This window comes from Nonlabens sp. Asnod2-A12 (genome assembly GCF_045063745.1).
GTDB classification, from domain to species: domain Bacteria; phylum Bacteroidota; class Bacteroidia; order Flavobacteriales; family Flavobacteriaceae; genus Nonlabens; species Nonlabens xylanidelens.
The window spans coordinates 2,159,958-2,173,267 of the sequence record NZ_JBEFOB010000003.1 but is presented as its reverse complement, the minus strand read 5'-3'; the positions used below and the strand labels follow the sequence as shown (position 1 = coordinate 2,173,267).

Sequence of the window (13,310 nt, the reverse complement as noted above, 5' to 3'; positions counted from 1 at the left end):
ATTAAAAATGCCAAGTGAATCTCATTCTCTCGGCATTTTTTTTGATTTAAAATAAGATCTAGCAAGGCTATTTAAAATCGTACCTCTATACCTCCATAACCATTAATACCTGGAGCAGGCTCAAAAAAACGTGAGCCAAAAGCATTAATCCTTACGTTATCTGTATATTCTTGATCAAGTATATTGTTTAAACCAGCATAAGGTTTTATCCCAATCTTCTTATAGGTAAAACTATAGCTAGTTCTAAAATTGATATTTTCATATCCATCAACAGTAGCTTCATTACTATCATTTGCATATTGCTTACCTACTAGTGATGCTTGGACGGTAGCAAAAAAGCCTTTTTCAGACTGATATTGTAATCCTATGTTTGTTAAGTGTTTTGGAATACCAGGTAATAAATTACCATCAAAGTTTACATCATCTACCACAAAGTCACTGTATTTAAATTCAGATAATGTGTAAGCAGCAGTAAGTGACCATGCTTTTGTAAAAGCATATGCTCCTTCAACTTCTATACCTTTACGTGTAGTTTTTCCTGCATTTCTATAAAAAGTACGATCTGGAAAAGCAGCCAATTCAAATGGGACTAAATCATCTTCTGTATCGATGTAAAAAATAGCCGTTTGATAACTTAATCCTTTTGCTAGTTTTCCTTTAATTCCTACTTCATAGTTAATAGCTTTTTGCGCTTCTATATTTTCATTGAAGCCTTGATCACCAGTAGGGTTTGCAGATAACTCTGATAATGCAGGAGTTTCAAAACTTGTAGCAATGTTTGCATATACGTTGTGCGCTTTCGCGAAAGCGTAACTAGCACCTATACTAGGATTTAAAGAATTTAATGTGATGTCACCAGAATCGTCACCATTGTCTAAAAACTCATCTACTGCAGTAAGTTTGTTATAATCAAAACGAATTCCTCCAGTAAGATACCATTTATCAAGCTCTAAATGGTCGGTAACGTATATACCTAGGCTTGTAAAACGCTCTTTTTGATCAAGAGTTTGCTCACCTTTTATACCTTCTAGATTTCTGAAACGTTGTCTATCGTCATTTTGATATCCAAAATCATATCCTGCTTTTAAAGTGTTTTTCCCTTTTGAATAAGTGATGTTTGCACCTTGCCCTACATAATCCCTTCCTAAATCGATCAGACCTCCAAATTCAAAAGGCAATCGTCCTTCAAACTGTCTATTGTTATAAAACAAATAACCTTCTGCAGTGGTATTTGTATTGATATTCCAGATCGCACTTAGTCCAGCTTTAAATTGTTGGATCGTTTCTCCTGTTTGAAAAAGTACATTTCGGTCTCTTGCTTGTCTTCTGTTTTCTTCTACTGAGGCTAAATTGATACCACCTGCATCATCAGCTTGTGGAGAATCACTATAATTAAGTAAAGCCTTTAAAGTAAACTTCTCACTTAATTTAAAATTAGCTTTTACGTTAGCATTATATTGTTCAAAACCACTTTGATCTCTGTATCCATCTGACTTTACATAATTACCATGGAATATATAAGTTGCTTTTCCAGTAGTAATTCCAGCTGTAGCTTGTAAATTTTGAAACCCATAAGATCCGGCAGTTGCTTTCCAGGTAGAGAAAGGCTTTTCTACCTGATCTATAGTTTGAATAGAGATAACACCACCTGAAGCATTACCATATAAACTTGAACTAGGTCCTTTTAAAACCTCTATACGGTCTATAATCCCCAAGTTAAGATTGTCTAATTGTCCTTGACCATCTGGTGTAGTTTCAGGAATCCCATCTACTATTAATTTTATTCCACGTATCCCAAAAGCAGATCTCGCACCGAATCCACGCATAGAAACCCTTAAATCTTGAGCAAAATTATTGGCATTTTGAGTAAAAACACCTGGAGTCTGTTGTGTGTATTCTTGTAGAGAAAGTTGCTGTCTTGTTGCATCATCATCTGTTGCTTGATAAACAGATACCGCTGCAGGTAATTTTTGTGCTGTAGTAGAAATACGTGCAGACTTAATGTAAACAGTATCAATTTTTTGAGACGTTGTTGGTGTCTTGGTCTGGCTATAACCTAGTTTAATAAAAGCTGTACATAGGATAGAATAGCAAAGTAATGTTTTCTTCAATGAATTGATATTTTTGCGAAAATTACACCTTTAACATATGCTATTCAAGAATATTTAAAGCAAAAAAAAATGCTAAGAGGTTTTTATTCTCTTAGCATTTCTATTATCAATCATTCGTAAATTATTGATTACAAGCTATAAAACAATACTTTAAGTGGTCTTAGCTTCATATATATTACTTACTAAGCCCTTTCCTCAACACTTCTTTAATGCCTTCTAGATTCTCGGTAAAATCCATCATTTGACTCAGGACTTGAGACATCTGATTTTGTCCACCTAGGCCACTAAGCTTATTGTTCTTGGCAAAAATCCCTTTGATGTCTTCCCATCGTTGTTGCTCTTCTGTAGTGATGGTGTTGACGAGTTCTTTATACTTCAACAGGTTGGCTTCAGCAGCACTAGTTAAGGTTTGTGATTCACTTTCATAATGTGATAATAAGAGCGTTTGCAACTCTTTATCGTCCATTATAGGAACTACCTTAGCGACCAGTTTATTCATATCACGGTAAGAACCTTGTAGTTTAAAACTAGGCTCGGTACGGTAAGTGTCTTCCATTCCTGCGCTTGCGATGTAGGTCTGGTTCACTTTAAGAACGGTATCCCGTATTTTTAATACCTTCTCAAGTACAGCTATATAATCTGCTATTTCTTGATTGCTGTGATTTCCTTTCAACTCATTATCACTTGCTCCGTTTTGAACACGATCTATAAGCGCATACACATCATCAAAATGCTTGTTACTTAATTGTTGCAATACGGGATTACTAGTCAGTGCATTTTCTACGAGACTCAGCTCAAATAAATGAGCCGTATCACCTATAATATCACCTAGATTATAAATATCGGCACGGTTGGCAAGCATATCTGGAATCTGGAACTTATCACCACTTTCTGTATATGGGTTACCAGCCATAATCACGCAAAACTTCTTGCTGCGTAAATCATAGGTCTTAGGCTTTCCATTATAGACTCCTTCAATTTTACGAGTACCATCGGACAGGCTGATGAACTTCTGTAAAAACTCAGGATTACAGTGCTGGATATCATCTAGATATAACATCACATTATCACCCATTTCAAAAGCAAGATTCAGCTTTTTAAGTTCTTCTCTCGTTGCTGCATTAGTTGCTGCTTCAGGATCTACTGATGTAATTTCATGACCTATCGCTGGACCATTTATTTTCATAAATATCAAGCCTAATCGGTTTGCCACATATTCCATCAAGGTTGTTTTACCATAACCTGGTGGTGATATGAGTAGCAATAAACCCATGCGATCGGTACGTTTTGTATCACCTACCGTACCTAATTGTTTGGCAAGATTATCACCTATTAGTGGGAAATATACTTGATCGATCAACTTGTTACGGACAAAAGAACTCAATACACGTGGTTTAAATTCTTCTAGTCGCAAGGACTCTTTTAACTCTTCAGTTACCTCTTGCTTTGCTTTTCTGAAGGTTTCATAAGCAGGTACTTTTATCGTTGTAAAGTGCTCTAGTGTATGTACAAACTCATGGTAATTAAACACAAACACACCTTCTTCAATCGTCTGGTGCGATCCTTTTAATCCATTGATGTTTTCACTAGGTGAGATGGCAACTGTTTTATCAGCTGTCAGCTCTCCATAAAGTATGTTTGCCACACATTCGTTTACATATGTCAGTAAAGATTGTCTTGAGTCCGCTTTCGCGAAAGCGGAAACCCAATGTCTCACCAGTTCCACTTTAGACTTCTCATCCTCACAAGCTTCTAGACTTTTCTTAAATTTTAAATCGGCATTTTGAGATTTTATTTTCTTTTCAAAAGCTTCTTTTAATTGAATCGCGCTCGTGCTTACTGTGAAATGATCATTGTCTTTAAGTTCATTGAATAAGTAACTTGCGATAGATAAACTATTAGCAGACTCAGAAGTTTTAAAAATCTCATCAGCCAGTTCTTCTATTATAAAGTCGTACTCCTTACTATCTGGAAAAACTGATAATACCTCACCAGCACTTTTCAAAATACGGTTGAGGTTAGATTGATGTTTGGTATCTAGTGCATTCCAGTAAAACTGTGCTTGCGCTCTCGTATTTGGGTCATAAGTGAGTAAGCCCAGATCATGGTGTTTATGTAATAAAACACTTAAATATTGAGCAGCGTCATGGTCATGAACACCTTTTACATAACCACCAGAATAGTTACCACTCGCGATTTCTTGAACGGTTGTCAGCAAATCTGCCGGACTCATTATTCTTAAAGCTTCTTTATCTCCAGATTTAAAAATAGAGTAGGCGAGGTAGGCAGATCTGTAGACTTGGTTATTTTCAGACACTAAATCTTGATTCCATATTCCTTGAGATTGTGTGAGAATCTCATTATGCAATTCTTGATAAAAGTCAGTTCCTGTTAGGTGATAGAATAGCGCATTATCCTTAAATACAATGGTCAGGTCTAGCTGCTGTTTATTAACACCGAATTTATGTTTCCCCAGCTTGATGATGTTATCACCATCTTCATACAACTCGTTCTTATCCTTGAGTTTTCTCAAAGCATCTTCACGAGCCACTTTAAGCGCTGTTTCAATCGCTTCGGCTTTTCCGGCATCATCGAGATCTTTTAATTGCACGACAATGTCACGCACTTTATTGATCATTAAATCACTGGCAAAATAACCGTTGATTTCGGTAACGCTATCTAATGATTGTGCCCTTTTTTGAACACCTTTTAGAATACGCTCGGCAGCATTTTGAAATGCCATTGCCTTTTTATTGCGCGCTTCTACCAGACTACTTTTACGATTATCAAAAGCAGCGTAAACCTCTTCACGCTTGCCTATAATCTCTGTAATGTACTCTTCATAATCTGCAAATTTCCCTTCCAACTCTTCTAGTTGTATAGAAACTTTGGTAAGAAACTCATCACACTTTTCTGGTGTGTTTGCAATGTCCAGATAATTGATAATACTCTGGTCAATCAGCTTTAACTGCGCGGCAAAATCGGCTTGCGCTTCTTTTTTACCTACGGTTTTCACTTTATTCTTAATCGCCGCTTTTACCTGATTGATAGTGGCAAAAATCAACGATATGTTCTCAATAATCTTAGTAGAGTGAGAAGTGTCTTCTATCTCTAGATTAGAAACGATGTCTATTAAAAGCTCGAGATCTTCAGCAATTTGATTCACTTCTTTCTCAAGATTTTTAATCTCGATCACTTTTTTTGTGTCGTCTAGTGCTTTTTGCTTTTCGGCAACAGCATCGTGATAAGGAGCGAGTGCTTTATCATCGAGTAAAAAAGTAACTGCACGACGTGAAATCACTTCATTTTGTTCTACGATTTGCTCCTCGATTCCTTTTATAAAATCGGTATCTACATAACGTATTTCATAAAGTCCTATCGCTTCACCTCGCAAACTGCGCAGCTGAGTCAGTAGCTCTACAAAATCATTGATAGACTTAAATGAGGTGCTTTTAATTTTACTAAAAAGCTCATCTGCCTTTTTAGAAATATCTCTAGTATCTGCAGCTGCTTGTTTGCGCAGCTGTTTTACCTTTTCAAACTCGTCAATTGCTGCGTTAGACGCTTTGTTGATCTCGTTAAGAGGTAGATTAATTTGTTTAGTTTCCTCTTCAGGCAACCAGTAATAGGCATCTAGAATATCTTTTGAAGAACGTGCAATGTCATCATATAAACCTCCATAACTATCTTCTTTATTAAGAAGCGTGAGCAGCTCATTTGCTTGCGCCATGGCTTTAACAATATCCTTGTTACCTATCTTAAATAACATCGTGTCTTGATGCTCAGACGGCATGATATTACCTTTTAAATAAGGTGTTTGCCATATTTGCATCATGTGATGCTTGGTCTGTTCATCTTCTGTGCGGAAATAACACAACTCACCTTGTTCTAAAATAGTAAATCCATTACAAACGATAGGTGTCTTTACCGTTTGATCAATCACATTGTAAGACATGAGTACATACAATCCCTGTGCGGCATTATAAAATACATACAAATGATCTTCACCATTAGGTGATGCGATTCTTTGCTGAAATTTTAATTTACCAGCATCGCTAGGGAATACGTTATACTCTCCAGTTTGCAAGTAATAACCACTCGGGAAAATAATACCTTGATCGTCCGGTAGCAATACTGCAGCCTCTGCAATACTATTGATGCGTTCTACTTCCTTAATCTTGTGGTTGTACACAAAATAACGAGGCTCTTCTTGAAACGGTTTTATTTCTAGAACAATCAGATTGCCTAAATCGGCATAACGATATTGTCCATCATCCAGTGTCTGGTCGCGGTGTTCTACATCTTCACGATATATTCCCTGACCATCGTCGGTATTATCTTCAACCTTTATGGTTAAATCACCACCTATAGTTTCTACAAAAACCTTGTCTAGAATCGATACATGTCCATGCACACCAGCACGTTGATTATCGCGTCCAGCTTCTTTCCACTGGAAACCATATTGTGCAGGAAAACGATACTCGTGCTCACTACGGTTATCCACATATTGCAAACCGTCGTCAGTTATCAACCACTTAAAAGTCTTGATGTCGGTAACCGAATCACTGAGCTGAAATACCATATGCAGGTAATTCCCCATAATCGCAAACTTGGAAAATATCGTGTTGCGATAGTATTTGTACAGATTTTCAAAATCAGTCTGAAAAATAGGATCTGTGATGAGGTTTAATTTGTTCCCGCTTTCGCGAAAGCGTAACGCATCACCATCCACACCGTCACGATCAAACTCATAGATACTAAAAACATCGCTCAATTGCATCTCAGTGCGCAATCCTAGATGCACGTTGTACCCAAAGATGCTGTATTTACCGATGGTCACGATGTCACGAGCGATACAGTTATTTTCTGTATTCACGCGGTCGTTTGCAATCAATCGAGTTTCTAGAGAACCGAAGACCTTTTTACGTTCTTCATTAAGCTCATTAAGTCGTTGCTGCAAGTCATTCTTTTGCTTAAGCAGTCGGCTCTGGATGATCTCGTAGGTTCCTGAATCTAATTGTGTAGTATCTTTTATATCTTTTTCTGCCATTGATTTCTAGTTAGTAGCGCATCGCATGCGCCTTCTCAGTGTTGGGGCGCATCGCATGCGCCTTCTCAGTGTTGGGGCGCATCGCATGCGCCCTTTCATTGTGGCGCATGCGCCTTTTCATCAGTCTAGATCCAGTTTCTGTTTCAGATTTTCATCCCACTTCTTTGGATTATCATTGATGTATCTGGTTACATTGTCATAGTGTCTTTGAGTTCTGATGATAGCTTCGTTATAGTTGCGTACCCATATGGTTTTTTCAGCTCTCAGTTGATTATGGATGTCCATAAGCTCGCTATTTTTCAAGGTCGATTCATTATTCTGATTTTCTGATATAATACTTAAAACCTGTCTGGTCACAGCACCTTTGTATCCTCTGACTACTGCTCCTAAAGAACCTGGCTTATTCATGTGTTTTCCTGCAACTGCTCCTGCTCTGCGTTCCAACTCTTCTGCCGTGTATTCCTTTTGTATTCTTTGTTCTTCTATATGAATGACAAAATGAATATGATCTGGCATGATCATGAATGCTCCCAGGGATACGTTGTCTCTTAAATTTATTGTTTGCTGCCATTCTTTAGCCGCAATCTCTCCAAATTTATTGAGTATCATTTTTTCATCAATCACCTTTCCAAATAGATGCAACCGATTACGTATTACAATAGTCACAAAGTACCTTCCTACTGATGTGTAGTCATGTCCTTTGAGACGTATTGATTTACGATTATATTGCTTCATACTAGCTTAGCTTGTTCGACCCATTGTATGTGCGTTGTTGACGCATCGCATGCGTGTTGTTGACGCATCGCATGCGTGTTGTTGACGCATCGCATGCGTGTTGTTGACGCATCGCATGCGTGTTGTTGACGCATCGCATGCGTGTTGTTGACGCATCGCATGCGTCTTTACAGTAAGGGCGGATGCGATCCGCCCTTACTGGTTGGTTGTTTAGATATCTCCCAGCTTTTTACCAGAAAGTCCCATGCCTTTTGCCATATTCATCAAGTTGCTCAGCATGTTTTTCTCATCCCCATCATTTGATTTACCGTGTAGGTTGTTCAAAATGTTTGCGATACTCAGGTTCTTGATGTCCTCAGAGCTGATGTTATACTTGTCTGCAAAGTCCTTTACTTTATCCAACAAATTACCTTTTACGTCATCACTTCCTAGAATGGCATCTTTTACTTCAGATACTGTCTCAGAATGATTTACGAGTCTGTCATAACCTTTGGCCTTAGTGATCTGACCGATGATTTGTTCAAAGAACATAGTCTCACCACCTACGATATCAATCTTAGCCGCTTTTAATGCATCTCCTATTACTTGTGCTTGCGCATCGGCAATATCTTTCTGGATATTGATTTGTGCTAGATCTACTTGAAGTTCCTTATCTAGACGTAGTTTAAACTCTTCATGTTCTTTACCTACACCATCTAGTTTCTTCATTGCTTCAGCTTTCTCTTCGATACCAGCAGCATCTGCAAGGGCTTTTTCTTTGATTACCTCAGCCTCTGCAAGTCCGTCCTTACGTTTAGCCTCAGCTTTTGCAGCGATACCGCTTGCTTCAGCCTCAGCTTTTTTCTGGATGATGAGTGCGTCTACAATTCCTTGACGCTCGCTAGCCTCAGCTTTTGCGTGCATTACTTGTGCTTCAGATAAACCTACAGTTGCTTCTTCTTTAGCTTGTGCTTCAGCAAGAATCTTACGTGCGTCTGCTTCTTTTTCACTAGCTTCTTTATGCGCAAGTGCTTCTATGTTGATTTCTTCAGCTTTTTGAACTGCAGCTTGTTTAGAAGCCTCGGCAGCCTTAGTTACTTTAATTAAATCATCTTGAGCTTTTGCTTCAGCATTTGTGATAGCAACTTGCTTAGCACGATCAGCAGTTTTGAAAGCCTCGATATCTTTCATGTTTTCTTGCTCTTCTACCACACCTTTTTCAAGGACTACGCGATCTCTAATGACATCCTGAATATTCTTTTTCTCAACCTCTACTACTTTTTCTTTCTCGATTTGAGCTAGAGTTACGACTCTTTCTCTCTCGGTAAGTTCTAGCATGCGATCTTTTTCTACACGTTCTGTCTCTACAGCAGCAGTACGTTGCTTATTTTTCTCTGCAACGATAATCTGACGTTGCATATTTTCTTCGGCAACCTGAACTTTTTCTGTAGTAGCGATACGAGCTGTTTCTGACTTCAATCTTTCTTCTTCAGCTACTTTTAGTGTTTCAGCATCTTCACGAGACTTTATGTTGGCAATCTCACGTTTTTGTTGCTCTTCTTTTTCGGCCAGTTGCTTATCTAGTTCTAGAATCGCTTCACGAGCTTCAACATCTTGCTTGCGTATTACCTTTTCCTCATCACGCTTAATCAGGTTTGCTTTAATGTTTTGTGCAGCAGTAAGATCTGTAATCTTCTTGATACCTTCAGCATCTAAGATGTTGTCAGCTTTTAAATGAGAAACGCTGGTTTGCTCTAAGAAGTCAATCGCACAATCCTCAAGCGTATAACCATTTAAGTCTGTACCGATAATATCTACGATCTCATCACGAAACTCGCGACGTGCTTCATACAAATCGATAAATTCAAATTTCTTACCTACGGTTTTTAATGCTTCAGAGAACTTTGCTTCAAAAAGATCTTCTAGTGTCTCTTTACGAGATGCACGAGCTACACCTATGGTTTGTGCCACTTTTTTAATGTATTCTACCTCGTTATTCACACGCACGAAAAACGCTACTTTAATATCGGCTCTCATGTTGTCTTTACAAATAAGACCTTCTACGCCCATACGCTCAATTTGGATTTTCTTTACAGAAATATCCATAGTTTCTACACGGTGAAATACCGGTACGACATAAAGTCCTTTATCCGTAGCGACTTTAGTACCTCCAAAACCAGTACGCACTAGTGCCTGTCCTTGATGTACTTTTTTGTAAAACATCGCAATAATTGCGAAGTAAACAATTACAAGAAATAGAAAAATACCTACTCCTATTACAATGATTCCTAATATTCCGTCCATAGTTTTTGTTTGGTTTTTGTTGTTTATTTAGTTGTTTTGAAAGCGGATACGATCCGCGGTTACTATTCAAGGAGTAGGCAAATAACATTTGCCTACTATCTAAGCTTTACTCACTAAAAAATAGTTCTTATCATCAGATTGTTTGATGATGAGCACGCTTTCGCGAAAGCGTAATTCTGATCCATCTAAAGATTTTACATAGATACTCATCACGTTACCATCTGCCATGACCTCTGCATTACCTAATTTATCTCCAGAAATAGAAGATAAAAGTAAGGCTTCACGACCTAAAAAGTCTACTGCTTTGTCTCCATCTTTATTCAAATTTTTGAAAAAGGATTTAAATGGTGTGGTGATCACTTTAGTCAGTATTAAGGCTGGTACAAATGCCGCAAGAACAATTACATATCCAAATGAGTTGTCATAACTACTGGTTATAATTGTGGTAAGTACGGATGATATCCACCAGATAAAAATCCAAAACGTAAATGTGAACATGAATGGTAGGCCTACAAAGTTGAAGTAGATCAAAAAGACTTGCCACCATTTAAGTTTACGCGTGCGTTTATTTACCACGTGCTCACGATCTACCTCGGCATTTGCAACATCTTGAAAATCCATATTTCCACCTTCTAGACCAGTGTCTAGATCAATGTCTGCATCTATATCTACGTCTACGTCCACATCGATGTCCAGGTCAAAATCGATACCTGAAATCATGGTAGCAAGCCAGTATAGAATGAGAATGATCAACAACACGGTAAGTGTGATGTTCACTTCAGAGAATAATATGTTGAAATAGTTTTCCAAGGTTGGTTGGTTTTTAATGGTTAGTGTTGGTATGCATGAGCTTCTAGCGGATGCGATCTGCCATTAAGCCTCATCTTTTTTAATACCTAGTTGTTCTTTCAGTTTTGCCAGGTCGTCGTCCAGTTTAGATTCTGTCATGTCTGCTGCGGCATCGATTTCATCATCTACAGATTTATTTGTTTTTGCGAGATCTCCATAAGCCTCTGCAAGCGCTTCGTCTTGAGCGACTTTTTCTTTCATACGCTCTAGCATGCTTACTGTTCCTGCGCTATCAAGTTCTGCCATTTGTTTATTGACATTTTTTGTTGCATCACTTACTTTAACACGTGCTTTCAATGTTTTAAGTTCGTTTTCCCAGTTGGTGATGTTTCCTTTGATGGTCTCAATGGTATCTTTTAATTGAGAAACATTTTTTTCAAACTTTTCTGTGTCTGCAGCGGCACGATTTGCGTGTTGTTGAGCTTCTTCTTTTTTTGTAAGTGCTTCTTTAGCCAGGCGATCTGCTTCTTCTACTGCCATGTCGCCAGAATGTGCTTTTTTGAGAATCAACATAGCTTTGGATTCATAATCCTTGGCTGTTGCAGTGTGCTCGTCGCGTTCATTTTTAGAACGTATGGCCATTGCTTTTACTTGTGCGACAGCTTCTACACTTTTATTAAGGTCTTCTTTCATATCACGTATTCCTTGTTCGGTCATTGTGATAGGGTCTTCTAGGTTATCAACTGCTTTGTTAGCTTGTGCTTCTCCTATTTTGAATATTCTTTTAAATATGTTCATAATGTTGTGTTTATATGCGGATTACATCCGCTGTTATACTTTGCCGCAAGCGTTGCGCCCGTACTAATATTTTGAAAATTTGATAATCTGGTCTGAGTACTCGCTCATTAATAAACTCAATGAGTTAAGAGTACCTTCTAACTCGTTAAGGTCTAGATTTTCTATTTGAAGTGTGTCTCTAAAGATGACTTTAGTTCCACTTTCATCGAGTACAAATGCGCCGTGAATGATATCTCGATTTTTTTGTAAAAGACTTTTAAAAACCTCTTCGTTTTTATTATTAATTTTAAAAATATATTGTTCCATAATGAGAATAGGCGGTGCGATTCCCAAAATCATATTTTTAACACCAGCGCTTTCTTTTTCTATCACCATTATTCCATCTTGTGGATTTTCTCTGATGATGTCAAAATCAAGCTGTAAGAGGTAGTCTTTTATTGTATTGAAGTAATTATTCATAGGTTTTAATTGGCAGGTTTAATATTACGAAAAAGCTTATTGTAATCCCACTAAAATTTGGGTAGCTATTTCAATAACATATATAATAATAGGTATCATAGTTTTTTAGTTTAAGGTTATCTCGCTTTCGCGAAAGCGTAAATAGCAACGGCCTATTGCATTATTACAGTTGTTTTAAAAAACAATTGTTCTAAAAAGGTTGGTACATTTTTAGAACTTTTGCTCAAAATATTAGTGTAAATAAAATCATTTAGCTAATATTGTTAGTGTAAATATACACAATATTTTAATATTTGCAAATAAAATTAGCAAAATATGTCGTTTTTCGGAAAGAACATAAAAAAAATACGTGGAGTTAAAGGGTTAAGTCAGCAGGCATTTGCAGACCTATTTGACTTAAAGAGAGGTACTTTAGGTGCTTATGAAGAAGGTAGGAGTGAGCCTAAGATAGATACTATAATTCTTATTGCTAATTATTTTAGCATTGCTATAGGAGATATGCTCACTGCAGAATTAACCGTAAATCAGCTCTTGCGATTTAACGATAGTCTTACTTTAACACCAGAAGAATTAGAGAGAGAGCAGTTTGCACAAATACCTTGTATTACAGAAAAAACAGCACATGATTATATAGAATATTATGACAACGATGCTTTTCTTGCCGATTTACCTACACTTACATTACCGCTCAATACAGAAAAGGACTTTATAGGTTATACAGTGACTAACTTAGAAATGACAACGCATGACAAAGGACTGTTTCCTAAAGATGTAGTGATAGGTGAGAAGGTGCCTAAAAATGTAATTACAAAACTTAATAATGGAACTGTAGTTCTTGCGGTAACTGATAAGACACTTATTCTAAGAAGGCTGTATATTACAGACAAGGGGCTGGTCCTGCGAGCAGATCATAAAAATGTTGATGATATTACTGTAGATAAAAAAGCTGTGAAACAATTGTGGCGTGTGCGTTATGTGTTCTTTAGAAGAATGCCTGACTTTTCTGACAGTATGGAAGATAAAATGGCTTTTCTAGAAGCGCAAATGAAGGAGTTGAGAGATTCTATTTAGAACTTAAAATATAT

At 37.4% G+C, this 13,310-nt stretch carries 8 protein-coding genes; 1 reads left to right on the top strand and 7 read right to left on the bottom strand.

Annotation, left to right across the window (positions count from 1 at the left end; translation table 11 throughout):
- Window positions 1-71: 71 nt before the first annotated feature.
- The 7 genes from ACJJVJ_RS09935 to ACJJVJ_RS09905 form a co-directional block, all read right to left on the bottom strand.
- On the bottom strand, window positions 72-2,111 hold the full coding sequence (locus ACJJVJ_RS09935) for a TonB-dependent receptor family protein (RefSeq protein ID WP_405370079.1): 2,040 nt from the start codon (window positions 2,109-2,111) through the stop codon (window positions 72-74).
- A 175-nt stretch (window positions 2,112-2,286) separates the two neighbouring features.
- Window positions 2,287-7,161, bottom strand: a complete 4,875-nt coding sequence (locus ACJJVJ_RS09930; protein WP_405370078.1) for a DNA repair ATPase — start codon at window positions 7,159-7,161, stop codon at window positions 2,287-2,289.
- Between the two features lie 120 nt (window positions 7,162-7,281).
- Window positions 7,282-7,896, bottom strand: coding sequence for a transposase (locus ACJJVJ_RS09925; protein ID WP_405370077.1), 615 nt, complete (start codon window positions 7,894-7,896; stop codon window positions 7,282-7,284).
- A 210-nt stretch (window positions 7,897-8,106) separates the two neighbouring features.
- Window positions 8,107-10,179 (bottom strand): SPFH domain-containing protein, encoded by a 2,073-nt coding sequence (locus tag ACJJVJ_RS09920; protein WP_405370076.1) that lies wholly within the window; start codon window positions 10,177-10,179, stop codon window positions 8,107-8,109.
- Between the two features lie 99 nt (window positions 10,180-10,278).
- A complete protein-coding gene (locus tag ACJJVJ_RS09915) occupies window positions 10,279-10,989 on the bottom strand; it encodes a hypothetical protein (RefSeq protein ID WP_405370075.1) in 711 nt (236 codons plus the stop codon).
- A 63-nt stretch (window positions 10,990-11,052) separates the two neighbouring features.
- Complete coding sequence (locus ACJJVJ_RS09910; protein WP_405370074.1) at window positions 11,053-11,766, bottom strand: PspA/IM30 family protein; 714 nt, start codon at window positions 11,764-11,766, stop codon at window positions 11,053-11,055.
- Window positions 11,767-11,829: 63 nt separating this feature from the next.
- Entirely contained in the window at window positions 11,830-12,225 is a 396-nt protein-coding gene (locus ACJJVJ_RS09905; protein WP_104514267.1) for a molecular chaperone Tir, read from the bottom strand.
- 315 nt (window positions 12,226-12,540) lie between these two features.
- Here ACJJVJ_RS09905 and ACJJVJ_RS09900 point away from each other — a divergent pair, with 315 nt between their 5' ends.
- On the top strand, window positions 12,541-13,296 hold the full coding sequence (locus ACJJVJ_RS09900; RefSeq protein WP_104514268.1) for a helix-turn-helix domain-containing protein: 756 nt from the start codon (window positions 12,541-12,543) through the stop codon (window positions 13,294-13,296).
- Window positions 13,297-13,310 lie beyond the last annotated feature (14 nt).

What these genes read in the sequence shown, in the direction of transcription:
- ACJJVJ_RS09920 (WP_405370076.1), bottom strand. Translation starts at nt 10,179, where the DNA reads ATGGACGGAATATTAGGAATCATTGTAATAGGAGTAGGTATTTTTCTA.
- ACJJVJ_RS09930 (WP_405370078.1), bottom strand. Translation starts at nt 7,161, where the DNA reads ATGGCAGAAAAAGATATAAAAGATACTACACAATTAGATTCAGGAACC.
- ACJJVJ_RS09905 (WP_104514267.1), bottom strand. Translation starts at nt 12,225, where the DNA reads ATGAATAATTACTTCAATACAATAAAAGACTACCTCTTACAGCTTGAT.
- ACJJVJ_RS09910 (WP_405370074.1), bottom strand. Translation starts at nt 11,766, where the DNA reads ATGAACATATTTAAAAGAATATTCAAAATAGGAGAAGCACAAGCTAAC.
- ACJJVJ_RS09925 (WP_405370077.1), bottom strand. Translation starts at nt 7,896, where the DNA reads ATGAAGCAATATAATCGTAAATCAATACGTCTCAAAGGACATGACTAC.
- ACJJVJ_RS09900 (WP_104514268.1), top strand. Translation starts at nt 12,541, where the DNA reads ATGTCGTTTTTCGGAAAGAACATAAAAAAAATACGTGGAGTTAAAGGG.